This is a genomic window from Kitasatospora sp. NPDC005856, assembly GCF_040629945.1.
GTDB lineage: Bacteria > Actinomycetota > Actinomycetes > Streptomycetales > Streptomycetaceae > Kitasatospora.
This window is the reverse complement of sequence record NZ_JBEXWT010000013.1, coordinates 1-24,076: the sequence shown is the minus strand read 5'-3', so window position 1 is coordinate 24,076 and position 24,076 is coordinate 1. Positions and strand designations below refer to the sequence as shown.

The window sequence follows — 24,076 nt, the reverse complement described above, 5'->3', positions numbered from 1 at the left end:
GCGGCCGTGCCATGCTCATCGTAATGCGACTCAAGTCGCATTACGAGAGGAGTCTGCTTGGCCGCCACCGTCATCCCCGACGCCACCGCCCTTCACCCGCTCGCCGGCCACGACCGGGTCGTCCTGCTGCGCCCGCTCGTCACCGACCCACGGATCGAGGTCGGCGAGTACACCTACTTCGACGACCCCGACGGAGCCACCCGCTTCGAGGAGCGCAACGTCCTCTACGCGTACGGCCCCGAGCGGCTGGTGATCGGCAGGTACTGCGCGATCGCCACCGGCACCCGCTTCCTGATGGCCGGCGCCGCCCATCCGACCATCGGCGTCTCCACCTTCCCTTTCACGATGTTCGGCGGCAGCTGGACCGAGCGGACCCTCGACATCGTCACCGGCCTGCCCAGCCGGGGCGACACGGTGGTCGGCAACGACGTCTGGTTCGGCCACGGGGCCACCGTCCTGCCCGGCGTTCGGATCGGCGACGGCGCGATCATCGCGGCCGGAGCGATGGTCACCTCCGACGTCGAGCCGTACACCGTCGTCGGTGGCAACTCCGCGCGCCCGATCCGCCGCCGCTTCGACGACACCGACATCGAGCGCCTGCTGCGCGCGGCCTGGTGGGACTGGCCGACCGAGCTGGTCACCGAACACGTCCGCGCCATCATGTCCGGCACCCCGGCCGACATCGAGGCGATCGCTGCGGCGAACGGTCTGCTCGCCGCCTGACCCAACCGTGTCCGCGCAGGGCATTGATCATCGGCGGCCCGGTGCGCGAAGATGGCGCCCCCTCGCTCCGCGCTCCACCTCGTCCACCGCCGGGCCGTGCGCCCGGTCCCTGGGTCCGTCCGACGCCGTACGGTACTCGCGCCCGCCGGTTCCGTCCGTTCGGAGGGGTCTTCCGCATGCCAGTCTCCTTGTCCGACCTGCCCGAGGGTTCGTCCTCGTCCTCGTCCTCGTCCTCGTCGGTCCTTCGTGATCTTCCGGTCCTGCTCGTGGCCGTGGTGTGGGGGTCAAGCTTTCTGGCCGTCCAGCAGGTGGCCGAGCCCGGGACGGTCGTGTCGATGCTGGTGCTGCGATTCGGGCTGGTGCTGCCGCTGCTCGGGGTGGTCGCCTGGCGCGCTCTACGACGGCTGAGCCGTGCCGAGTGGCTCGGCGGCGGCGCACTGGGGTTGGTGCTCAGCGGGATCTTCCTGCTGGAGACCTACGGGGCCGTGCACACCTCCGCGACCAACGCCGGGCTGATCATCAGCCTCGCCATGGTGCTCACCCCGCTCGGTGAGAGCGCCCTCGGCCGGACCGCACCACCGAGGGCCTTCCTCGCGGCCGCCGGGCTGGCCGTCCTCGGCGTCGCCCTGCTCACCGGCGACGGCGGGCTGCGCCCTCCGGCACTCGGTGATCTGCTGGTGCTGGCCGCCGCCCTCGTCCGCTCGGCGTACGTCCTCGCGACGGCCCGCGTCAGGGCCGTTCGCGACACCGACATGCTCGCCGTCACCTGGGTCCAACTCGCCGTGGCCACCGGCGTGTTCTCCGTCGTCGCGCTGTCGGTCGGTCCTGCGCCCTGGACGGTCGCGCGCTCGTACGGGGCCGGCCAGTGGGCCTGGCTGCTGCATCTGTCCTTGTTCTGCACCGTATTCGCCTTCTTCGTTCAGATGTGGGCCGTGCGGGCCACGTCGCCCTCGCGAGTGAGCTTGCTGCTCGGTACCGAGCCGCTGTGGGCCGCCGTCTTCGGGATCGCCCTGGCCGGGAACCGGATGGGCCCGCTCGCTCTGCTCGGCGGCGTCCTGGTGCTGGTCGCGACGGAGTGGGGCCGGCGCACGGCTCCCGCGTCGGCCCCGACCCGGAGCGGGGGGAAGGGCGCGGGGACGCGCGAGACCGATGCGGTGGGGCCGAGCGCGGAGCCGGCCCAGGCCTGACCGGCCGCCCTCGTCACCGGCGCCGCCACAGCGTCCGGCGGGCGTAATCGAGGGTGACCGCGCCGAGCAGCGGGCCCCAGGCGACCAGGGGCAGGTAGGCCAGCGTCATCACCACGCCGGCGAGTCCGTGCGGAGAGTCCGGTTCGGCCAGGTTGTGGGCCCAACGGCCTAGCAGTGCGGTCGTACCGAGGCAGGTGAGTATCACCGAGCCCAGCAATGCCGGGACGATCGCGGCGAGCGGCCGGATCCGTCGGCCGCCCATCAGCGGTATCCACCGGGGCGCCACCAGCCCCCAGGGCCGGACCAGGCCCAGGGTCAGGAAGGCCAGCGACTCGGCCAGGGCGCTCAGCACCACGCAGTAGACCGTGCCCCAGCCCGGCTGGTGCTCGGCGTACGCCGCGTACGTCGCGCCGGTGAAGCCGACCGGGACGCCGAAGCCGAAGGCGATCCGCCACAGCCCCGAGGGCACAGTGGTGAGGACGGCGGCCTTGGCGGCGAGCCGGGCCCAGCGCGGCGCGGGCGGGACGGCCGGGGTGGCCGCCTCGGCCCGGCGGGCGGCGCCACGGGCGTTGATCACGAGCTTCGACATGGTGGTCTCCCTTCGGCTCCGGCCTCCGTGGCCGGTGCGACGACTCAAGACTGGAGGCCCGCCAGGGGTTCGCGGCAGATGCCGATCGGGCTGTTCCTCCTGCTCAACCGGCCTTTGAAATATGCCGATCGGCACAGGCGCACCGCCTGGGCGGCGTCGTAATGTGACGGCAGTCGAAGGGTCGAGGAGAGGTGGTGACGATGACTCAGATCCTGTCCGGGGCCGTCCTGCTCCTGGTGCCGCCCGCCTGGGCGGCGCGGGGGCGGTACGGGGCGGCGGCCGTGGCCATGGCGCTCGGGGTGGCGTCGGTCGTGGTCACGGTAGCCCTCTGGTTCCTCGGCCGCTGGGTGGAGGGGCAGCGCTGGGCCGGGCTGCTGGGCCTGGCCGAGCTGGCCGTCCTGCTGCTGTCGGTGGTCGTCAGCCTGCGCGCCGAGGGCGGTCCGCGGTGTGCGGCGGCCGCCTGGACGGCATGCGGAGCGGTCGCCCTCTGGCCGTCCCGGTTCACCTTCGTCGACGGGCCCGCGGACACGCTCACGCTCTTCGGGTTCGGATCGATGCTCTCCCTGCCGGCCGTTCTGATCGGGCTCTACCTGCGGGGCCTGGACGAAGCGCGCAACGAGGCGGTGGCCGAGGCCAGACGGGCGCAGCGGCTGGAGCTGGCCCACGACCTGCACGACTTCGTGGCGCACGACGTCAGCGGCATGGTCGCCCAGGCCCAGGCGGGGGCCTACCTGGCCGGCATCGATCCGGCCCGGGCGGCCGAGATGTTCCAGCGAATAGAGCAGGCCGGGCAGCGGGCGCTGGCCTCGCTGGACCGGACGGTACAACTGCTGCGCAGCGAGGAGGGCCGCGGTCGTGGTCCGCAGCCCGGGCTCGCCGAACTCACCGAGGTGGCCGAGAGGTTCACGGCGACGGGTGGAGTCGAGGTGCTCCTGGAGCTGCCGCAGGAGCCGGTGCCGCGCGAGGTGGAGGGCACCGTCCACCGGATCGTGGTCGAGGCCCTGACCAATGTCCGGCGGCACGCTCCGGCCGCACGGGAGATCGAGATCCGGGCCCGCCGCAGCGGCGGACTGCTGGAGCTGACGGTGACCAACGACGGTCGGACGCCAGGCTCGGTGGGGCGGCCGCGCCGGGGCGGCGGCAGTGGCCTGCCGGGGTTGGCGGCCCGGGTGGAGGCACTCGGCGGTTCGCTGGAAGCCGGGCCGCACGAGCGGGAGGCCTGGCGGGTGACGGCGCTGTTGCCGCTGGAGGCGGTCGGCGCAGGGCCGACGGGATCGTAGGAGCCGAAGTGGGACGGTAACGGGGAGGTACGGAGATGGGCAGCGGTACAGGGCCGGTTCGGATCCTGATCGCGGATGACCAGGCGGACGTTCGCAGTGCGTTCCGGATGATCCTGGACGTCCAGCCGGACATGGTGGTGGTGGCCGAGGCGGCAGACGGCGCCGCGGCGGTGCAGGAGGCCAGGAGGCTGCGGCCGGACGTGGTGCTCGCGGACATCCGGATGCCGAAGCTCGACGGCCTGGAGGTCACACGGCAGTTGGCCGACCAGTGCAAGGTGATCGTGGTGACCACCTTCGACCTGGACGAGTACGTGCACACGGCTCTGCGGTACGGGGCGTCCGGATTCCTGCTGAAGCGGTCGGGGCCGGCGCTGCTGATCGAGGCGGTCCGGGCGGCGATGGCCGGGGACGCGTTGATCGGTCCGCAGATCACCGTCCGGCTCCTGCGGCACATGGCACTCCCGGGTACGGCGCCGATGCCCGGGCAAGGCGCCAAGGCGGCTGCGACGGCCCCGCAGTCGACAGCCGGCCCGACGGAGGAACTGACCGCGAGAGAAAGGGAGATCGCCGAGCTGGTGGCAGACGGCGCGACCAATGCCGAGATCGGCGCAGGGCTGTTCATCTCGCCGGGGACGGTGAAGAACCATCTCGCCAACATCCAGCGCAAGATCGGAGCCCGTAACCGGGTGGGCATCGCGGCCTGGATCTGGGAGCAGGCGGCCGGCCGCCAATAACCGGCCCCTGCCTCGGAGACGAGTGCCCGAAGGCCCGAAGAGAGGGCCCGAAGTCGAGAGCCCGAAAGAGAGAGCCCGGACGGGCCGGATCGCGCCGGACCGAGGCAGTGGGCAGTGGGCGGATGGCGGGCGGGGGAGCCGCAGGGGAACCCCACCAAACGACAAGCTCGCGCGCTTGTGAACGAAGGGTCAAGCGAGCGTTCGGACCCCCGCCACCCCTGCGAGTGAGCCTCTATAACACGTCAACATGACGCCTGGAAATTTGCTCAGGCCGACGCATAGTTGATATAGGAACACGCCCCTGACCTGCCGCTTCACAGGTAAATGCGACTGCTTGTGATCATTTGACTGCCTTGCGTCGACAAATCTGGGCATGTTCACATTCGGCACCATTCGAAGGGTGTCGTAGATCACAAAGATGGCGGTGAACTGCGTGTCGCAGATCACAAGCTGGCGGGCATAGGATGCGCTCGTTCCAGGCTTTGTGAACTGCCTCACATGGGGTGGATCTCGGGAACTGGAACGCGGGTTCACCTCTGTGTGACCCGCCGGTTCCGATCTGCAGTCAAGGACGACTGGACGGAGGGAGCGGGGGCTATGAATGCCTACGCGCCGATCCTCGTACTCGGTGCCATCGCGGCGGCGTTCGCGGTCGGCTCCGTCGTGATGGCCTCACTCACCGGCCCCAAGCGCTACAACCGGGCCAAGTTGGAGGCGTACGAGTGCGGCATCGAGCCGACCCCGCAGCCCGTGGGCGGCGGTCGGTTCCCGATCAAGTACTACCTGACGGCGATGCTCTTCATCGTCTTCGACATCGAGATCGTCTTCCTCTACCCCTGGGCGGTGACCTTCGACGCCCTGGGGATCTTCGGGCTGGTCGAGATGCTCCTGTTCATCGCCACCGTCTTCGTCGCGTACGCCTACGTGTGGCGACGCGGCGGCCTGGAGTGGGACTGAGCGCGGGGTGGTCCGAGCGCGGGGTGGCGACCCCACCCGTCCGCCGGCTGCGCACCCGCTTGTGAACGAGCGGACAAGCCAGAACCGGCCCACGTATCAGCGGACTCGAGGGCATTGAGAGGGATCTGATGGGAATCGAGGAGAAGCTGCCGAGCGGCTTTCTGCTCACGACCGTGGAGACGGCCGCCGGCTGGGTGCGCAAGGCGTCACTCTTCCCGGCCACCTTCGGTCTGGCCTGCTGCGCGATCGAGATGATGACCACCGGGGCGGGCCGCTACGACCTCGCCCGGTTCGGCATGGAGGTCTTCCGGGGCTCCCCCCGGCAGGCCGATCTGATGATCGTGGCGGGGCGGGTGAGCCAGAAGATGGCCCCGGTGCTGCGCCAGGTGTACGACCAGATGCCCAACCCCAAGTGGGTCATCTCGATGGGTGTCTGCGCCTCGTCCGGCGGGATGTTCAACAACTACGCGATCGTCCAGGGCGTCGACCACATCGTCCCGGTGGACATCTACCTGCCCGGCTGTCCGCCCCGTCCGGAGATGCTGATGGACGCCATCCTGAAGCTGCACGACAAGATCCAGCACGAGCCACTGGGCGTGAACAGGCGCCGGGCCGAGGAACTCGGCGAGGCGCTCGCCCTGAAGGCCACCCCGATCAGCGAGATGCGGGGGCAGCTGCGATGAACGACCAGGTACCCGAGACCCGCCGCGAGCAGCCGGTCCGCGAGATCCCGGTCGAAGTGGTCGGCCGCCGCCAGGGCATGTTCGGCACCAGCGGCTCCGGCGACACCTCCGGCTTCGGCGGTCTGGCCGCCCCGATCGTGCTGCCCGGTCCGAGCGAACGCCCGTACGGCGGCTGGTTCGACGAGGTCGCCGACGAGCTGGAGGGTGCCCTGGAGGAACAGGGCCTGGACCCGGTCGAGGTGATCGAGAAGACCGTGGTCGACCGCGGCGAGCTCACCTTCCACATCGACCGCGACCACCTGCTGGGAACGGTCCGCATCCTCCGCGACGACCCGGCGCTGCGCTTCGAACTCTGCCTGGGCGTGAGCGGCGTGCACTACCCCGGCGACAAGGGCCGCGAACTGCACGCGGTCTACCACCTGCGCTCGATCACCCACGGCCGGCTGATCCGGCTGGAGGTCACCGCACCCGACGCCGACCCGCGCGTCCCGTCCGTGGTGAGCGTCTACCCGACCAACGACTGGCACGAGCGCGAGGCCTACGACTTCTTCGGCCTGGTCTTCGAGGGCCACCCGGCGCTCACCCGGATCATGATGCCGGACGACTGGCTGGGCCACCCGCAGCGCAAGGACTACCCGCTCGGCGGCATCCCCGTCGAGTACAAGGGCGCCCAGATCCCGGCTCCCGACCAGCGGAGGTCGTACAGCTGATGAACACCCAGCACTTTGGAGAGACCGAGGAAGCGGACGCCCGCGAGACCACCGAGGGCCGGGTCTTCACCGTCACCGGCGGCGACTGGGGCGAGGTGGTCGAGGCGGTCGGCCGGGCCGACGACGAGCGCATCATCGTCAACATGGGCCCCCAGCACCCGTCCACCCACGGCGTGCTGCGGCTGATCCTGGAGATCGACGGCGAGACGGTGAAGGAGGCCCGCTGCGGCATCGGCTACCTCCACACCGGCATCGAGAAGAACATGGAGTTCCGCAGCTGGGTCCAGGGCACCACCTTCGTGACCCGCATGGACTACCTGACCCCGCTGTTCAACGAGACCGCCTACTGCCTGGCGGTCGAGAAGCTGCTCGGCATCACCGACGACGTCCCGGCCCGCGCCAACGTCATCCGCGTGATGATGATGGAGCTCAACCGGATCGCCTCGCACCTGGTCTGCCTGGCCACCGGTGGCATGGAGATCGGCTCCACCACCCTGATGATCTACGGCTTCCGGGACCGCGAGCTGATCCTGGACGTCTTCGAGCTGGTCACCGGCCTGCGCATGAACCACGCGTACGTACGCCCCGGCGGCCTCGCCCAGGACCTGCCGCCCGGCGCCGTCGACCAGATCCGCGAGGCGGTCAAGGTCTTCCGCTCCAGGATGCACGAGTACGACAAACTCGCCACCGGCAACCCGGTGTTCAAGGCCCGCCTGGTCGACGTCGGCTTCCTGGACCTGCCCGGCTGCCTGGCCCTCGGCGCCACCGGCCCGATCCTGCGCGCCACCGGCCTGCCGCACGACCTGCGCAAGACCGACCCGTACTGCGGCTACCAGGACTACGACTTCGAGGTCGCTATCGCCGACAGCGCCGACTCCTACGGCCGCTTCCTGATCCGCCTGGAGGAGATGAAGCAGTCGCTGCGGATCGTCGAGCAGTGCCTGGACCGGCTGCGTCCGGGTCCGGTCATGGTGGCCGACAAGAAGATCGCCTGGCCCGCCCAACTGGCCGTCGGGCCGGACGGGATGGGCAACTCCCTCGACCACATCCGCAAGATCATGGGCACCTCGATGGAGGCCCTGATCCACCACTTCAAGCTGGTCACCGAGGGCTTCCGGGTCCCGGTCGGCCAGGCGTACGCGGCGGTCGAGTCGCCCAAGGGCGAGCTGGGCGTGCACGTGGTCAGCGACGGCGGGACGCGCCCGTACCGAGTCCACTTCCGGGATCCGTCGTTCACCAATCTGCAGACGATGGCGGCGATGTGCGAGGGCGGCCAGGTCGCCGACGTGATCGTCGCGGTGGCCGGGATCGACCCGGTGATGGGAGGCGTGGACCGGTGACCAACGTCGAACTCGGACTGCCGGCACTGCCGGCCGCACCGTACTCCGAGGAGGTGCACGCCCGGCTGGCCGCCGACGCCGCCGAGCTGATCGGCCGCTACCCGCAGGCCCGCTCGGCGCTGCTGCCGCTGCTGCACCTGGTGCAGGCCGAGGAGGGCTTCGTCAGCCCGACCGGGATCCGCTTCTGCGCCGAGCAGCTGGACCTCACCACCGCCGAGGTCACCGCGGTCGCGACCTTCTACACCATGTACCGGCGCCGCCCGGCCGGGAAGTACCACGTCGGGGTCTGCACCAACACCCTGTGCGCGGTGCTCGGCGGCGACCAGATCTTCGCCGAGCTCCAGGACCACCTGGGCATCCGCAACAACGAGAGCACCCAGGACGGCGAGGTCTCGATCGAGCACATCGAGTGCAACGCGGCCTGCGACTACGCGCCCGTGGTGATGGTCAACTGGGAGTTCTTCGACAACCAGACCCCGGAGAGCGCCCGGCAGCTGGTCGACGACCTGCGCGCCGGCCGCGAGGTCCGGCCCACCCGCGGCGCCCGGCTGTGCGGCTTCAAGGAGACCGCCCGGATCCTGGCCGGCTTCCCCGACGAGCGCCCGGGCGCCAACGACGAGTCCGGGGCCGGCGGCGCGCCGTCCCTGGCCGGTCTGCGGCTGGCCCGCGGCGAGGCGCTGCCCGGCACCCCCGGCACCAAGGTGGTCTCCCCCCGCCCCGAGCCGCCCCGTCCCGAGCAGTCCCGCTCCGAATCGTCCCGCCCCGAATCCCCCCGCCACGAGGGCAACGGCCAGGCGGGCAAAGGCCAGGAAGGGAGCGAAGCGTGATGACCGCCGCCGAGCCGGCCGAGAAGCTGCTCACCCCGGTCCTGTCCGACTCCTGGGACGACAGCCGCCCCTGGACGCTCGACACCTACCGCCGCCACCACGGCTACGAGGGCCTCAAGGCGGCCCTCGCCATGCCGCCGGACGACGTGATCGCCCTGGTCAAGGACGCGGGTCTGCGCGGCCGCGGCGGTGCCGGCTTCCCGACCGGGCTGAAGTGGCAGTTCATCCCGCAGAACGACGGCAAGCCGCACTACCTGGTGGTCAACGCGGACGAGTCCGAGCCGGGCACCTGCAAGGACATCCCGCTGCTGTTCGCCAACCCGCACGCGCTGATCGAGGGCATGATCATCGCCTCCTACGCGATCCGCTGCGACCACGCCTTCATCTACCTGCGCGGCGAGGTCGTCCCGGTGCTGCGCCGCCTGCACGCGGCCGTCGCCGAGGCGTACGGGGCCGGGCTGCTGGGCCGGAACATCCTCGGCTCGGGCGTCGACCTCGACATCACCGTGCACGCCGGGGCCGGCGCCTACATCTGCGGCGAGGAGACGGCGCTGCTGGACTCGCTGGAGGGGCGCCGCGGCCAGCCGAGGCTGCGGCCCCCGTTCCCGGCGATCGCCGGTCTGTACGCCTGCCCGACGGTGGTCAACAACGTCGAGTCGATCGCCTCGGTGCCGCCGATCCTGTCCCGCGGCAAGGAGTGGTTCAAGGCCCTGGGCACCGAGAAGTCCCCCGGCTTCACGCTCTACTCGCTCTCCGGCCACGTCACCAACCCCGGCCAGTACGAGGCCCCGCTCGGCATCACCCTGCGCCAGCTGCTCGACCTCAGCGGCGGCGTCCGCCCCGGGCACCGGCTGAAGTTCTGGACCCCGGGCGGTTCCTCCACCCCGATGTTCACCGACCAGCACCTCGACGTCCCGCTGGACTACGAGGGCGTCGGCGCGGCCGGCTCGATGCTCGGCACCAAGGCGCTCCAGGTCTTCGACGAGACCACCTGCGTGGTGCGGGCCGTCACCCGCTGGACGGAGTTCTACGCCCACGAGTCCTGCGGCAAGTGCACCCCCTGCCGCGAGGGCACCTACTGGCTGGTCCAGCTGCTCAAGCGGATCGAGGCGGGCGAGGGCGTCGACGGGGACCTGGAGAAGCTCCTCGACATCGCCGACAACATCAACGGCAAGTCCTTCTGCGCCCTGGGCGACGGCGCGGCCAGCCCGATCGTCTCCTCGCTCCAGCACTTCCGGGCCGAGTACGAGCAGCACCTGGCCGAGCGCCGCTGCCCGTTCGACCCGGCCGCCTCCACCGTCTGGGCCGACGGCCCCCGCCCCGGCCACCAGTCCGCCACCGAAAGGGAGGTGCACGCGTGACGATCACAGAGCCAACCGCCTCCGAGACCGCGGTCGAACTGGTCACGCTCACCATCGACGGCGTCGAAGTGCGGGTCCCCAAGGGAACGTTGGTGATCCGGGCCGCCGAGACCATCGGCACCCAGATCCCGCGTTTCTGCGACCACCCGCTGCTCGATCCGGCCGGCGCCTGCCGCCAGTGCATCGTCGAGATCGAGGGCCAGCGCAAGCCCGTCGCCTCCTGCACCATCCCGGTGGCCGAGGGCATGGTGGTGCGCACCCAGCTCAGCTCGCCGGTGGCCGAGAAGGCCCAGCGCGGCGTGATGGAGCTGCTGCTGATCAACCACCCGCTGGACTGCCCGGTCTGCGACAAGGGCGGCGAGTGCCCGCTGCAGAACCAGGCGATGACCAGCGGCGCCGCCGACTCCCGCTTCGAGGGGATGAAGCGCACCTACGAGAAGCCGGTGCCGATCAGCAGCCAGGTGCTGCTGGACCGCGAGCGCTGCGTGCTGTGCGCGCGCTGCACCCGCTTCTCGCAGCAGATCGCCGGGGACCCGTTCATCGACCTGGTGGAGCGCGGGGCGCTGCAGCAGGTCGGCACCGGCGAGGGCGACGACTTCGAGTCGTACTTCTCCGGGAACACCATCCAGATCTGCCCGGTGGGCGCGCTGACCTCGGCCGCGTACCGGTTCCGCTCGCGTCCCTTCGACCTGGTCTCCTCGCCGAGCGTGTGCGAGCACTGCGCCTCGGGCTGCGCCCAGCGCACCGACCACCGGCGCGGCAAGGTGCTGCGCCGGCTGGCGGGCGAGGACCCCGCGGTGAACGAGGAGTGGAACTGCGACAAGGGCCGCTTCGCCTTCCGCTACGCCCAGCAGCGCGACCGGCTGACCACCCCGCTGGTGCGGGTGGACGGCGAGCTGGTGCCGGCCTCCTGGCCGGAGGCGCTGGCCCGCGCGGCCGAGGGGCTGCGCGACGCCCGGGCAGGGGTGCTGGCCGGCGGCCGGGTGACGGTCGAGGACGCCTACGCGTACGGGAAGTTCGCGCGGGTGGTGCTCGGCACCAACGACGTGGACTTCCGGGCCCGCCCGCACAGCGGTGAGGAGGCGGACTTCCTGGCCGCGGCGGTGGCCGGGCGGGGCGTCGACGTGAACGGCACCGGCGTCGCGTACGAGGACCTCGACCGGGCGCCGGCGGTGCTGCTGGCGGGCTTCGAGCCCGAGGAGGAGTCGCCGATCGTCTTCCTGCGGCTGCGCAAGGCGACCAGGGCGACGGGCCTGAAGGTGTTCTCGGTGGCCGCGTTCGGCTCCCGGGGCCTGGCGAAGCTGCGCGGCGCGCTGCTGCCGGCCGCCCCCGGCACCGAGCCGGAGTGGTTCGCGGCGCTGGCGGCGGACGAGCCGCTGAACGACGACGCGGGCCGGGCGGCCGAACTGCTGCGCGCCCCGGGCGCGGTGATCCTGGCGGGCGAGCGGCTGGCCGCCGTCCCGGGCGGGCTGACGGCGGTGCTGCGCCTGGCGCACGCGACCGGTGCGAAGCTCGCCTGGGTGCCGCGCCGGGCCGGTGAGCGCGGGGCCGTGGAGGCGGGCGCGCTGCCGGGCCTGCTGCCCGGTGGCCGTCCGGTGGCCGCCGCGGCGGCCCGGGCGGAGGCGGCCGGGGTGTGGGGCGGGGTCGAGCCGCCGTCCCGGCCGGGCCGGGACACCGACGGGATCCTGGCGGCGGTCGTGGCCGGCGAGCTGGACGCGCTGGTGGTCGGCGGTGTGGACCCGGACGACCTGCCGGACCCCGCGCTGGCCGACGAGGCGCTGGCGGTGGTGCCGTTCCTGGTGTCGCTGGAGCTGCGGCCCTCGGCGGTGACGGCGCGCGCCGACGTGGTGCTGCCGGTGGCGGCGGTGGCGGAGAAGGCCGGCACCTTCCTGGACTGGGAGGGCCGGGTGCGGATGTTCGAGGCCGCGCTCAAGCCGGACCAGCAGATGGGCCGTCACCTCCAGTCGGACCTGCGGGCGCTGAGCATGCTGGCGGACGCGCTGGGGCGGCGGCTCGGACTGCCGGACGTCCGGGCGGCCCGGCTGGAGCTGGACCGTTTCGCCCCCTGGGAGGGGGACCGCGCGGCCGATCCGGCGGCCCACCCCGGCCTGCTGCCCCGGCCGGCCGCCGGCCAGGCGGTGCTCGCGGGCTGGCGCCAGCTGCTGGACGACGGCGTGCTGCAGCAGGGGGATCCGCACCTGGCGGGCACCCGGCACCGGGCGGTGGCCCGGATCTCGGCGGAGACGGCCAAGGAGATCGGCGCCGAGGCGGCCGAGGTGCTGCGGCTGACCGGCCCGGCCGGATCGCTGACCCTGCCGCTGGAGGTCACCGACTCGATTCCGGACCGCACGGTCTGGGTCCCGCTCGGCTCCACTCCGGGCGGCGTCCACCGCGTGCTCGGCACCACCGTCGGCCACCTGGTCACGATCGCCGCGGCCGTGCCCGAGACGGAGCCCGTGCCCGAGACGGAGGCCGAGGCCGGGGCGGAGCCCGAGCCCGCTTCCGATCCCGGGACAGGGGCCGAGACGCGGACCGAGGCCGGGCCGACGCCACAGGCCCAGGCCGCCAAGGCCCGGGCGGCGCAGGACCGGACCGGGTCGACCGCGGACGAGACCGCGGACGAGGCCGCGGGCGAAGGGGAGGACCGATGACTCCGCAGCCGTACGAGACGCTCCACTTCTTCGGCCAGGACCCGTGGTGGCTGGTGCTGCTGAAGGCGGTGTTCTGCTTCGCCTTCCTCGTCCTGACGGTGCTGATCGCCATCGTCTGGGAGCGCAAGGTGGTGGCCTGGATGCAGCTGCGCATCGGGCCCAACCGGCACGGCCCCTGGGGCCTGCTGCAGTCGCTGGCGGACGGTGTGAAGCTGGCGCTGAAGGAAGACCTGGTGGTCAAGGGCTCGGACAAGGTGGTCTACATCCTGGCCCCGATCGTCTGTGCCATCCCCGCGTTCATGGCCTTCGCGGTGATCCCGTTCGGTCCGGCCGGCAACGAGGTGTCGATCTTCGGCACCCGCACGCCGCTCCAGCTGACGGACTTCCCGGTGGCGCTGCTGTACATCCTGGCGACGGCCTCGGTGGGCATCTACGGGATCGTCCTGGCCGGCTGGTCCTCGGGTTCGACGTACCCGCTGCTGGGCGGGCTGCGCTCGTCCGCGCAGATGATCAGCTACGAGATCGCGATGGGCCTGTCCTTCGCGGCGGTGTTCATCTACTCGGGCTCGATGTCGACCTCGGAGATCGTGGCGCACCAGCAGCCGACCTGGTTCGCGGCGCTGCTGCCGGTGTCGTTCATCGTCTACGTCATCGCGATGGTCGGCGAGACCAACCGGGCGCCGTTCGACCTGCCGGAGGCCGAGGGCGAGCTGGTCGGCGGCTTCAACACCGAGTACTCCTCGCTGAAGTTCGCGATGTTCATGCTGGCCGAGTACGTGAACATGGTGACGGTCTCGGCGGTGGCCTCGACCCTCTTCCTGGGCGGCTGGCGGGCCCCGTGGCCGGTGTCGACGTTCTGGGAGGGCGCCAACCACGGCTGGTGGCCGATGCTGTGGATCACGCTGAAGATCCAGCTGCTGCTGTTCTTCTTCATCTGGCTGCGCGGCACGCTGCCCCGGTTCCGCTACGACCAGTTCATGAAGCTGGGCTGGAAGGTGCTGATCCCGGTCTCGCTGGTGTGGCTGGTGCTGATCGCGAGCGTGCGGGCGCTGCGCAACGAGGGCTACGACTTCGGCGAGGTGGTGCTGTACGTGGGCGCGCCGGTCGGCGTGATCCTGCTGCTGGCGCTGCTGCGGGACTTCCTGAGGAAGCAGCCGGAACCCGAGGACGCCCCGCCCAAGGCCGACTTCGACCCGATGGCGGGCGGCTACCCGGTCCCGCCGCTGCCCGGTCAGGTGCTCCCGCCGGTGCCGCGCCGGCGCAGCCGCGCCCCGAAGCAACTCCAGGACGCCCTCAACGGGGCCGACCATTCCGAAGGGAGCTGAACCGAGATGTCCGACCAGTCCGATCGTACGGGCCGCCCCGAACGGGCCGACCGTCCGTCGATCCTCGGCCCGGCCGCCGGCTTCGGCGTGACCTTCAAGGCCATGTTCAAGAAGCGGCTCACCGAGCAGTACCCGGAGCAGAAGAAGCCCACCGCTCCGCGCTTCCACGGCCGCCACCAGCTGAACCGGCACCCGGACGGCCTGGAGAAGTGCGTCGGCTGCGAGCTGTGCGCGTGGGCCTGTCCGGCCGACGCGATCTACGTGGAGGGCGCGGACAACCGGGAGGAGGAGCGCTACTCCCCGGGTGAGCGCTACGGCGCGGTCTACCAGATCAACTACGCCCGCTGCATCCTGTGCGGGCTGTGCATCGAGGCCTGCCCGACCAGGGCGCTGACCATGACCAACGAGTACGAGCTGGCCGACTCCTCCCGGCGGGACCTGATCTTCACCAAGGAGCAGCTGCTGGTGGGCCTGTCCGAGGGCATGGTCGACACCCCGCACGCGATCTTCCCGGGCACCGACGAGGGCGCGTACTACCGGGGCGAGGTCACCGCGGCGGCGCCGGGCACGGTCCAGCAGGAGCGCACCGACCGGGACAAGGAGGTGCAGCAGTGATCGCGCGGCTGGCGGAAGCGACCGGGACGACCTCGACGGGTGAGGCCGTCCAGTTCTGGGTGCTCGCGGTGATCGCGGTCGGCGGCGCGCTCGGCATGGTGCTGATGCGCAAGGCCGTGCACAGCGCGCTCTGCCTGGCGGCCACCATGCTGGCGCTGGCGGTCTGTTACATGGCCCAGGGCGCGGTGTTCCTGGGCGTGGTGCAGATCGTGGTCTACACCGGCGCGATCATGATGCTGTTCCTGTTCGTGGTGATGCTGGTCGGCGTCACCAGCGAGGACTCGCTGAAGGAGCAGCTCAAGGGCCAGCGGTTCGCCGCGGCGCTGTGCGGGCTGGGCTTCGGCGTGCTGCTGATCGCCGGGATCGCCAACGCGAAGCTGAACCACTTCACCGGGCTGTCCGAGGCGAACGCCGAGGGCAACGTGCCGGGCCTGGCCCGGCTGATCTTCACCCGGTACGTGTGGGCCTTCGAGGTCACCGGTGCGCTGCTGATCACCGCGGCGATCGGCGCGATGGTGCTGACCCACCGGGAGCACGTGAAGGCGCCGAAGACGCAGCGCGAGCTGGCGGCCCAGCGGATCGTGGACAACATCCAGGTGCCGCCGCTGCCGGCGCCGGGCGTGTACGCGCGGCACAACGCGGTGGACGTCCCGGCGCTGCTGCCGGACGGCACGGTCGCCGAGGACTCGGTGATGGCGACGCTGCGCGAGCGCGGCCAGGTCCGGGACGTCAGCCAGGCGATGCTGCGGCGGATGGCGGAGCTGGAGAACAGCACGGCGGACTGGCTGGGCCGGCCGTCCTCGGAGCGCCCGGCGGTGACGGCCCCGCGCAAGTCGCTGGAACCGGTGGCGGCGAACGGCAAGCCCGCGGCGGCCGACGGCGGGTCGGTGACGGTGAACGGCGAGCCGGTGCCGGCGAACAACGTGCAGCACCCGGCCGGCGAGGAGGACGCGGAGTGAACCCGGTCAACTACCTCTACCTGTCCGCCCTGTTGTTCACCGTCGGCGCGGCCGGGGTGCTGATCCGGCGCAACGCGATCGTGCTGTTCATGTGCGTGGAGCTGATGCTGAACGCCTCGAACCTCGCCCTGGTGACCTTCTCCCGGCTGCACGGGACCTTGGACGGTCAGATCATCGCGTTCTTCACGATGGTGGTCGCGGCGGCCGAGGTCGTGGTCGGCCTCGCCATCATCGTCTCCATCTTCCGGACCAGGCACTCCGCTTCGGTCGACGACAGCAACCTGATGAAGCTGTAGGCGGAGGGCCTTCGGTGAACTCTCTCATTCCGCTGCTGGTGGCGGCTCCACTGGCGGGCGCCGCCCTGCTGCTGCTCGGAGGCCGGGCGCTGGACCGGTACGGCCACTGGCTGGCCACCGCGCTCGCGGCGCTCTCGTTCGGCTTCGGCCTGGCCCTCTTCTCGGACATGCTCGGCCGTGACGCCGAGCACCGGGCGGTCACCGTACGCCTGTTCAGCTGGATCCCGGTGAACGGCTTCCAGGCCGACTTCTCCTTCCAGCTCGACCAGCTGTCGATGACCTTCGTCCTGTTGATCACCGGCGTCGGCACGCTGATCCACCTCTACTCGGTCGGCTACATGGCGCACGACGAGCGCCGGCGCCGTTTCTTCGCCTACCTGAACCTGTTCCTGGCCGCCATGCTGCTGCTGGTGGTCGCGGACAACTACCTGCTGCTGTACTTCGGCTGGGAGGGCGTCGGCCTGGCCTCGTACCTCCTGATCGGTTTCTGGCAGCACAAGCCGAGCGCGGCGACGGCGGCGAAGAAGGCCTTCATCGTCAACCGGGTCGGGGACGTCGGCCTGTCCGTCGCGATCATGCTGATGTTCGCGGAGTTCGGCTCCTTCGCGTTCGGCCCCGTCTTCGGCGGTGCGCACGAGGCGAGCGAGGGCAAGCTGACGGCGATCGGCCTGATGCTGCTGCTGGCGGCCTGCGGCAAGTCGGCCCAGGTGCCGCTGCAGTCCTGGCTGGGGGACGCGATGGAGGGCCCGACCCCGGTGTCGGCGCTGATCCACGCGGCCACCATGGTGACCGCGGGCGTCTACCTGATCACCCGCTCCTCGGCGATCTTCGACCTGGCGCCGGACGCGCAGACCGCCGTGGTGGTGGTCGGCGCGGTCACGCTGCTGTTCGGTGCGATCGTCGGTTGCGCCAAGGACGACATCAAGAAGGCGCTGGCCGGTTCGACCATGTCGCAGATCGGCTACATGGTGCTGGCGGCCGGGCTCGGCCCGATCGGCTACGCCTTCGCGATCATGCACCTGGTGACCCACGGCTTCTTCAAGGCCGGGCTGTTCCTCGGCGCCGGGTCGGTCATGCACGGCATGAACGACGAGGTGAACATGCGTCACTACGGCGGCCTGCGCAAGTACATGCCGGTCACCTTCGTCACCTTCGGCCTCGGCTACCTGGCGATCATCGGCTTCCCGGGCCTGTCCGGCTTCTTCTCCAAGGACAAGATCATCGAGGCGGCCTTCGCCAAGGGCGGCACCGAGGGCTGGATCCTCGGGCTGTGCGCGCTGGTCGGCGCGGCGGTCACCGCGTTCTACATGACCCGGGTGATGGTGCTGACCTTCTTCGGCGAGAAGCGCTGGCAGCCGGACGCGGAGGGCAACGCCCCGCACCCGCACGAGTCGCCCCGGACCATGACGATCCCGATGATCCTGCTGGCCTTCGGCTCGGTCTTCGCGGGCGGGCTGTTCGCCTTCAACGACTCCTTCCTGAAGTGGCTGGAGCCGGTCACCGGGTACGAGGAGGGCAGCTCCCCGCTCGCCCCGCTGACGGTCACCCTGCTGACCACGGCCTGCATGCTGGCCGGCGTCGGCGTCGCCTACCTGATGTACGGGCGCTCGCCGGTCCCGGTGGTGCCGCCGGTCGGCTCCCCGCTCACCCGGGCGGCCCGCCGGGACCTGCTGCAGGACGACTTCAACCACGCGGTGCTGGTGCGGCCGGGCTCGGCGCTCGCCGCGGCGCTGGTCTTCTTCGACAGCAGGGGCCTGGACGGCGTGGTCAACGGCCTGGCCGCCGCGATCGGCGGGCTCTCCGGCCGGCTGCGGCGGATCCAGAACGGCTTCGTCCGCTCGTACGCGCTCTCCATGTTCGGCGGCACGCTGGTGCTGGTCGCCACGACTCTCCTGATGAGGTCCACGTGATGACTCGTCCTGATATCCGTTGGGGGGAGCGGGCATGAGCGTGCTGTTGACCGCCACCTGCGCCGTACCGGCGGCCGGCGCGGTGCTGACCGCCGCGCTGCCCGCCGGGTCCTCCGAGAGCCGGCGCAGGAACACCAAGGCCGTCGCACTGGGCGTCTCGGCCGTCACCCTGGTGCTGGCGGCCGTGGTGGCGACCCGGTTCGACCCGCACGGCGACCGCTTCCAGCTGAACGAGTCGTACAGCTGGATCCGCTCCTTCGGCATCACCTTCTCGCTCGGTGTGGACGGCATCGGCGCCGTGCTCGCCCTGCTCACCGCCGTCCTGGTGCCGCTGGTGATCCTCGCCTCCTGGCGCGACGCCGATCCGGTGCCGGCAGGGTCCGACGGCACCTTCGCCCCCGACACCTTCGAGGGGCGCAGGAGGACCCAGGGCTTCTTCGCCCTGATCCTGGCGGTGGAGGCGATGGTGATCGTCTCCTTCTACGCCACCGACGTCTTCGTCTTCTACGTGTTCTTCGAAGCCATGCTGATCCCGATGTACTTCCTGATCGGCGGCTTCGGCGACCGGGCGGGCGGCCCGGAGTCGGCGCGTCAGCGCTCCTACGCGGCCGTGAAGTTCCTGCTCTACAACCTGCTCGGCGGCCTGGTGATGCTGGCCGCCGTGATCGGCCTGTACGTGATCGCGCAGGACCAGGGCTTCGGCACCTTCGACCTGCCGACGCTGACCTCGGCGATCGCCGACGGCCGGCTCCAGCTGAGCGGCACCGCCGAGAACGCGCTGTTCCTGGGCTTCTTCTTCGCCTTCGCGGTGAAGGCCCCGCTGTGGCCGCTGCACACCTGGCTGCCGAACGCGATGGGCGAGTCCACCGCCGGCACCGCCGTGCTGATCACCGCCGTGGTGGACAAGGTCGGCACCTTCGCGATGCTGCGCTTCTGCCTCGGGCTGTTCCCGGACGCCTCGAAGACCTTCGCCCCGGCGATCCTGGTCCTCGCGCTGATCGGGATCGTCTACGGCGCGCTGCTGGCGGTCGGCCAGAAGGACATCAAGCGCCTGGTGGCGTACGCCTCGATCTCGCACTTCGGCTTCATCATCATGGGCATCTTCGCCCTGACCAGCCAGGGCCAGAGCGGCGCCACCCTCTACATGGTCAACCACGGCCTGTCCACGGCGGCGTGGATGCTGGTGGCCGGCTTCCTGATCTCCCGCCGCGGTTCGCGGCTGATCGCCGACTACGGCGGCGTCCAGAAGGTCGCCCCGGTGCTCGCCGGGACGTTCCTGATCGGCAGTCTGGCCACCCTGTCGCTGCCCGGGCTCGCCCCCTTCGTCAGCGAGTTCCTGGTGCTGGTGGGCACCTTCACCCGCTACCCGGCGATCGGCGTGGTGGCCACCTTCGGCATCGTGCTGGCCGCGCTGTACGCCCTGCTGCTGTACCAGCGCACCATGACCGGCCCGGTGAAGGACGGGGTGCGCGCGATGCCCGACCTCAAGGCCCGGGAACTCGCCGTGGTCGGCCCGCTGGTGGCGCTGACCATCCTGCTCGGCGTCTACCCCAAGCCGCTCACCGACCTGGTCAACCCCTCGGTGAACGCGACGCTCTCGCAGATCCACCAGACCGACCCGGCGCCGGCCCACCCGGTCGCCGCCACCTCAGGAGGGGAGCAGAAGTGAGCGCCACCGCAATGCTCGCCGCCGCGGGCGGCAACACCGCCAGCATCCCGGCACCGCACATCGAGTACGGGCAGCTCTCGCCGATGCTCGTGGTGTTCGCCGCCGCCGTGGCCGGCGTCCTGGTGGAGGCCTTCGTGCCCCGCCGCTACCGGCACTGGACCCAGGTGACGCTCGCGCTGGCCGGGCTGGTCGGCGCCTTCGTCGCCGTGGTGGTGCTGGCCGTGCAGAGCCACGGCTTCACCCGGATCGACCTGCTGGCCATGGAGACGGTCGCGATGGACGGCCCGGCGCTGTTCCTCCAGGGCGTGATCCTGCTGGCCTCCGTGGTCGCGGTGCTCACCTACGCCGAGCGCAGGCTGGAGCCCAAGGCCGGCGGCCTGCCCGCCGACGCCTTCGCAGCCCAGGCCGCCGCCACCCCCGGCGGCGAGCAGGAGCGGGCCGCGGTCCGGGCCGGCTTCGCCACCAGCGAGGTCTTCCCGCTCACCATGTTCGCCGTCGGCGGCATGCTGCTGTTCCCCGCCGCCAACGACCTGCTGACCATGTTCGTGGCGCTGGAGGTCTTCTCGCTGCCGCTGTACCTGCTGTGCGCGCTGGCCCGGCGCCGCCGGCTGCTCTCCCAGGAGGCGGCCGTCAAGTACTTCCTGCTCGGTGCCTTCGCCTCGGCGTTCTTCCTGTTCGGCACCGCGCTGCTGTACGGCTACGCGGGCAGCGTGAAGCTCGGGGACATCGGGGACGTCATCTCCGGCAAGGCGATGACCACCCCCGCGCAGCTGAGCACCACCCAGAGCGACGCACTGGTGCTGACCGGCCTGGCGATGCTGGCGGTCGGCCTGCTGTTCAAGGTCGCCGCGGTGCCCTTCCACTCCTGGACCCCGGACGTCTACCAGGGCGCGCCGACCCCGGTGACCGGCTTCATGGCGGCGGCCACCAAGGTCGCGGCCTTCGGGGCCTTCCTGCGGCTCTTCTACGTGGCCTTCCCGGGCCTGCGGCTGGACTGGCGGCCGGTGATGTGGGGCGTGGCGATCCTCACCATGGTGGTGGGCGCGGTGCTCGCGGTGACCCAGCAGGACGTCAAGCGCCTGCTGGCGTACTCCTCGATCGCGCACGCCGGGTTCATCCTGACCGGCGTGATCGCCGTCAACAAGCAGGGCATCTCCTCGGTGCTGTTCTACCTGCTGGCGTACGCCTTCGTGACCCTCGGGGCGTTCGCGGTGGTCACCCTGGTGCGCGACTCCAAGGGCGAGGCGACCCATCTGTCCAGCTGGGCCGGGCTCGGGCGGCGCTCGCCGCTGGTGGCGGCGGTGTTCGCGCTGTTCCTGCTGGCCTTCGCCGGGATTCCGCTGACCTCGGGCTTCACCGGGAAGTTCGCGGTCTTCCAGGCCGCGGCCAGCGGCGGGGCGATCCCGCTGGTGGTCGTCGGTGTGCTGAGCTCGGCGGTGGCCGCGTTCTTCTACATCCGGGTCATCGTGCTGATGTTCTTCTCGGACCCGCAGCCGGGCGGCCCCACCGTCGCGATCCCGAGCGCCTTCACGGCGACCGCGATCGGGGTGGGGGTGCTGGTCACGCTGGGTCTCGGACTGCTCCCTCAGTACTTCCTCGACCTCGCGTCCAAGGCCTCGTTGTTCGTGCGCTGACCTTTGCGTCCGACACTCCCGACCAGGGCCCCGTCCGGGCCGCGCCCAGTCCGCGCGGCCCGGACGGGTCTGTGTCGGGAGCCGGGCCCGGGGGAGTTCCGAGGAGCTCTCCCACCTTTATTTCCAGCCGAATTCGCCCCCACCGCCGTCCGGCCCGCGCAGCCGCCCTGACCAGGGCATCAGGCCCGATCATGACAGGATCCGCACGCCCGTGCAGTGATCCACTCACGACCGGATACCCTGCCTGTATGGCCAGCGGCGGCACTCAGGGACCAGGCCGCTAGATCGACCAGGGACAGAGGAGTGGTCTTCGTGACCGTCGTGGAACCCTTCGGGCTCAGCGTGCAGGACCGCGACCTGACCCGGGACGTCCAGGCCGGACTGGACGCGGTGGAGGCGGCGCTCGGCGAGGCCGTCAAGAGCGACGTCCCGTTCATCACCGTCACCGCCAGTCACCTCCTCGAGGCCGGCGGCAAGCGCTTCCGCCCGCTGCTCCTGCTGCTGGCCGCCCAGTTCGGCGACCCGGGGGCGCCCGGCGTGGTGCCCGCCGCCGTGGTGGTCGAGCTGACCCACCTGGCCACGCTCTACCACGACGACGTCATGGACGAGGCGCCGGTGCGCCGGGGCGCCCCGAGCGCCAACTCCCGCTGGGACAACTCGGTCGCCATCCTCACCGGCGACTTCCTGTTCTCCCGCGCCTCCCAGGTGCTCGCCGACCTCGGCCCGGAGGCCGTCCGCATGCAGGCCGAGGCCTTCGAGCGGCTGGTCACCGGCCAGATCCTGGAGACCCGCGGCCCCGGTTCGGACATGGACCCGCTGCTGCACTACCTGGACGTCCTGGAGGGCAAGACCGGCTCGCTGATCGCCGTCTCCTGCCGGATAGGAGCGCTGATGGCCGGTGCCGAGCGCGAGCTGGTGGACACCCTCGGCGAGTTCGGCGAGCGGATCGGCATCGCCTTCCAGCTGGCCGACGACGTGCTCGACATCGCCAGTGACGGCCACGAGTCCGGCAAGACCCCCGGCACCGACCTGCGCGAGGGCGTGCCGACCCTGCCGACCCTGCTGCTGCAGCAGATGCCCGCCGACCCGTCCGATCCGGCCGACACCCGGCTGCGCGAACTGCTCGACCAGGACCTCTCCGACGACGACCTGCACGCCGAGGCACTGCGCCTGCTGCGCGCCCACCCGGCGCTGGAGCGCGCCCGCGCCGAGACCCTGCGCCGGGCCGAGGAGGCCCGGGCGCTGCTCGCCCCGCTGCCGGACTGCGCGGCGAAGGCCGCCCTGGAGGGGCTCTGCGACGCGGTGGCGATCCGCACCATGTGAGTCCCGCCGGGGGTGTCCGGGCCCGGCCGAGCCGCGGCCGGGCCCTCCGCACGCTCCGGGATGGGGGAGACTGACTCCCGTCAGCACACGCCTGCCGGGAAGGTCGTTATGCGTCGCGTCGTCATAGCCGAGGACTCCGTACTTCTGAGGGAGGGCCTGACCCGGCTGCTCACCGATCGCGGCCTGGAGGTCGTCGCCGGGGTCGGGGACGGCGACGCCCTGGTGAAGACCATCCACGACCTGGCGGCGGCCGACGCCCTGCCGGACGTCGTGGTCTCCGACGTGCGGATGCCCCCGAGCCACACCGACGAGGGACTGCGGGCCTGTGTGGAGCTGCGCGGCCGGTACCCGCAGCTGGGCGTGCTGGTGCTGTCGCAGTTCGTGGAGGAGCGCTACGCCTCGGAGCTGCTGGCCGGCTCCACCCGGGGCGTCGGTTACCTGCTCAAGGACCGGGTCGCCGAGGTGCGCGAGTTCGCCGACGCGGTGGTCCGGGTCGCCGACGGCGGCACCGCACTGGACCCGGAGGTGGTGCAGCAGCTCCTCAGCCGCAGCCGCAAGGGCGACGTTCTGGCCAATCTCACCCCACGCGAGCGCGAGGTGCTCGGGTTGATGGCGGAGGGCCGCACCAACGCGGCGGTGGCCAAGCAGCTGGTGGTCTCCGACGGCGCGGTGGAGAAGCACGTCAGCAACATCTTCCTCAAGCTGGGACTGGCCCAGAGCTCGGAGGACCACCGCCGGGTGCTGGCGGTGCTCACCTACCTCAACTCCTGACGTGTCCGGCCTCGACTCCTGACGCCCCGGTTCCGCCGCCCCGGATCCCGGGGCGGTCCCCGGGGAGCGCATCTCGGCCATGCGCCTCCCAAGTGCTCGCGCCCGCCCGTCCGAGCCGGAATGATCTCCGGCGGGCGGGCGTTAATTCCCATGTGCGGTGTAGGCACGGGCCGGTGAAATAACTGCCGTGGTTCCGGCCGCCGTCGTGTCGGCCCGCATAGGATGCGAGAGGTGCACCAGGCGGACGGGGCACGGGGCCGCGCCCGCGGTGGTGCTCCCACGAGGAGGTCCGCGGCAGTGACCAGTCAGGTCGATCAGTCAGAGGCAGTGGACGGCTCGGACGGCGACGAGGCCCGCGCCGGACACGGCGACGCGCGCCCGGGTGCGGCCGCACCCGCCGGACCGTCCGCCCCGGGCGGCCCTCCGGTGAAGCCCGGCAAGCCGATCCGCAGACTCGATCGGGTGATCATTCGTTTCGCCGGTGATTCCGGTGACGGTATGCAGCTGACCGGTGACCGGTTCACTTCGGAGA

The 24,076-nt window shown here is 71.3% G+C and carries 21 protein-coding genes and 1 pseudogene; 21 read left to right on the top strand and 1 reads right to left on the bottom strand.

The window, feature by feature from the left end:
• Positions 1-57: 57 nt before the first annotated feature.
• Both ABZ449_RS10700 and ABZ449_RS10695 read left to right on the top strand, forming a co-directional pair.
• Positions 58-723, top strand: coding sequence for a CatB-related O-acetyltransferase (locus tag ABZ449_RS10700; RefSeq protein ID WP_360343483.1), 666 nt, complete (start codon positions 58-60; stop codon positions 721-723).
• A gap of 176 nt (positions 724-899) precedes the next feature.
• Positions 900-1,910: a DMT family transporter gene (locus ABZ449_RS10695; RefSeq protein ID WP_360343480.1), complete on the top strand. Its 1,011-nt coding sequence runs from the start codon at positions 900-902 to the stop codon at positions 1,908-1,910.
• Positions 1,911-1,923: 13 nt separating this feature from the next.
• On the opposite strand, the gene ABZ449_RS10690 is transcribed toward ABZ449_RS10695, so the two are convergent.
• On the bottom strand, positions 1,924-2,499 hold the full coding sequence (locus ABZ449_RS10690; RefSeq protein WP_360343477.1) for a hypothetical protein: 576 nt from the start codon (positions 2,497-2,499) through the stop codon (positions 1,924-1,926).
• A 200-nt stretch (positions 2,500-2,699) separates the two neighbouring features.
• On the opposite strand from ABZ449_RS10690, the gene ABZ449_RS10685 reads away from it, so the two are divergent.
• The 19 genes and pseudogenes from ABZ449_RS10685 to ABZ449_RS10595 form a co-directional block, all read left to right on the top strand.
• Positions 2,700-3,779: a histidine kinase gene (locus tag ABZ449_RS10685; protein ID WP_360343796.1), complete on the top strand. Its 1,080-nt coding sequence runs from the start codon at positions 2,700-2,702 to the stop codon at positions 3,777-3,779.
• A gap of 35 nt (positions 3,780-3,814) precedes the next feature.
• The gene (locus ABZ449_RS10680; protein ID WP_360343474.1) at positions 3,815-4,513 is read left to right on the top strand and encodes a response regulator transcription factor; all 699 of its coding nucleotides are present in this window, start codon (positions 3,815-3,817) and stop codon (positions 4,511-4,513) included.
• Positions 4,514-5,110: 597 nt separating this feature from the next.
• On the top strand, positions 5,111-5,470 hold the full coding sequence (locus tag ABZ449_RS10675) for an NADH-quinone oxidoreductase subunit A (protein ID WP_030060100.1): 360 nt from the start codon (positions 5,111-5,113) through the stop codon (positions 5,468-5,470).
• Positions 5,471-5,598: 128 nt separating this feature from the next.
• The gene (locus ABZ449_RS10670) at positions 5,599-6,153 is read left to right on the top strand and encodes an NADH-quinone oxidoreductase subunit B (RefSeq protein WP_074005520.1); all 555 of its coding nucleotides are present in this window, start codon (positions 5,599-5,601) and stop codon (positions 6,151-6,153) included.
• Entirely contained in the window at positions 6,150-6,863 is a 714-nt protein-coding gene (locus ABZ449_RS10665) for an NADH-quinone oxidoreductase subunit C (protein ID WP_360343471.1), read from the top strand. The genes ABZ449_RS10670 and ABZ449_RS10665 overlap by 4 nt, the downstream gene beginning before the upstream one ends.
• Positions 6,863-8,203 carry an NADH-quinone oxidoreductase subunit D gene (locus ABZ449_RS10660; protein WP_360343468.1) on the top strand — a complete coding sequence of 447 codons (1,341 nt, stop codon included), beginning with the start codon at positions 6,863-6,865 and terminating at the stop codon, positions 8,201-8,203. The genes ABZ449_RS10665 and ABZ449_RS10660 overlap by 1 nt, the downstream gene beginning before the upstream one ends.
• Entirely contained in the window at positions 8,200-9,030 is an 831-nt protein-coding gene (gene nuoE, locus ABZ449_RS10655; RefSeq protein WP_360343465.1) for an NADH-quinone oxidoreductase subunit NuoE, read from the top strand. The genes ABZ449_RS10660 and nuoE overlap by 4 nt, the downstream gene beginning before the upstream one ends.
• The gene (gene nuoF / locus ABZ449_RS10650) at positions 9,030-10,391 is read left to right on the top strand and encodes an NADH-quinone oxidoreductase subunit NuoF (protein ID WP_360343462.1); all 1,362 of its coding nucleotides are present in this window, start codon (positions 9,030-9,032) and stop codon (positions 10,389-10,391) included. The genes nuoE and nuoF overlap by 1 nt, the downstream gene beginning before the upstream one ends.
• The gene (locus ABZ449_RS10645) at positions 10,388-13,042 is read left to right on the top strand and encodes an NADH-quinone oxidoreductase subunit G (RefSeq protein WP_360343459.1); all 2,655 of its coding nucleotides are present in this window, start codon (positions 10,388-10,390) and stop codon (positions 13,040-13,042) included. Before nuoF ends, ABZ449_RS10645 begins: the two co-directional genes overlap by 4 nt.
• Positions 13,039-14,367, top strand: coding sequence for an NADH-quinone oxidoreductase subunit NuoH (nuoH, locus tag ABZ449_RS10640; RefSeq protein WP_360343456.1), 1,329 nt, complete (start codon positions 13,039-13,041; stop codon positions 14,365-14,367). The genes ABZ449_RS10645 and nuoH overlap by 4 nt, the downstream gene beginning before the upstream one ends.
• Before the next feature lie 6 nt (positions 14,368-14,373).
• Complete coding sequence (gene nuoI / locus ABZ449_RS10635; RefSeq protein WP_360343453.1) at positions 14,374-14,982, top strand: NADH-quinone oxidoreductase subunit NuoI; 609 nt, start codon at positions 14,374-14,376, stop codon at positions 14,980-14,982.
• Positions 14,982-15,941, top strand: coding sequence for an NADH-quinone oxidoreductase subunit J (locus ABZ449_RS10630; protein ID WP_360343793.1), 960 nt, complete (start codon positions 14,982-14,984; stop codon positions 15,939-15,941). Before nuoI ends, ABZ449_RS10630 begins: the two co-directional genes overlap by 1 nt.
• Positions 15,938-16,237, top strand: a complete 300-nt coding sequence (gene nuoK, locus ABZ449_RS10625; RefSeq protein WP_360343450.1) for an NADH-quinone oxidoreductase subunit NuoK — start codon at positions 15,938-15,940, stop codon at positions 16,235-16,237. The genes ABZ449_RS10630 and nuoK overlap by 4 nt, the downstream gene beginning before the upstream one ends.
• A 14-nt stretch (positions 16,238-16,251) precedes the next feature.
• Complete coding sequence (gene nuoL, locus ABZ449_RS10620; protein ID WP_360343447.1) at positions 16,252-18,147, top strand: NADH-quinone oxidoreductase subunit L; 1,896 nt, start codon at positions 16,252-16,254, stop codon at positions 18,145-18,147.
• A gap of 34 nt (positions 18,148-18,181) precedes the next feature.
• Positions 18,182-19,816 carry an NADH-quinone oxidoreductase subunit M gene (locus tag ABZ449_RS10615; protein WP_360343444.1) on the top strand — a complete coding sequence of 545 codons (1,635 nt, stop codon included), beginning with the start codon at positions 18,182-18,184 and terminating at the stop codon, positions 19,814-19,816.
• 11 nt (positions 19,817-19,827) lie between these two features.
• A complete protein-coding gene (gene nuoN / locus ABZ449_RS10610; protein WP_360343790.1) occupies positions 19,828-21,450 on the top strand; it encodes an NADH-quinone oxidoreductase subunit NuoN in 1,623 nt (540 codons plus the stop codon).
• A gap of 312 nt (positions 21,451-21,762) precedes the next feature.
• Positions 21,763-22,773: a polyprenyl synthetase family protein gene (locus ABZ449_RS10605; protein ID WP_360343441.1), complete on the top strand. Its 1,011-nt coding sequence runs from the start codon at positions 21,763-21,765 to the stop codon at positions 22,771-22,773.
• 108 nt (positions 22,774-22,881) lie between these two features.
• The gene (locus ABZ449_RS10600; protein WP_360343438.1) at positions 22,882-23,544 is read left to right on the top strand and encodes a response regulator transcription factor; all 663 of its coding nucleotides are present in this window, start codon (positions 22,882-22,884) and stop codon (positions 23,542-23,544) included.
• A 297-nt stretch (positions 23,545-23,841) separates the two neighbouring features.
• Positions 23,842-24,076: pseudogene (locus tag ABZ449_RS10595) on the top strand (2-oxoglutarate ferredoxin oxidoreductase subunit alpha); the annotation flags it as partial.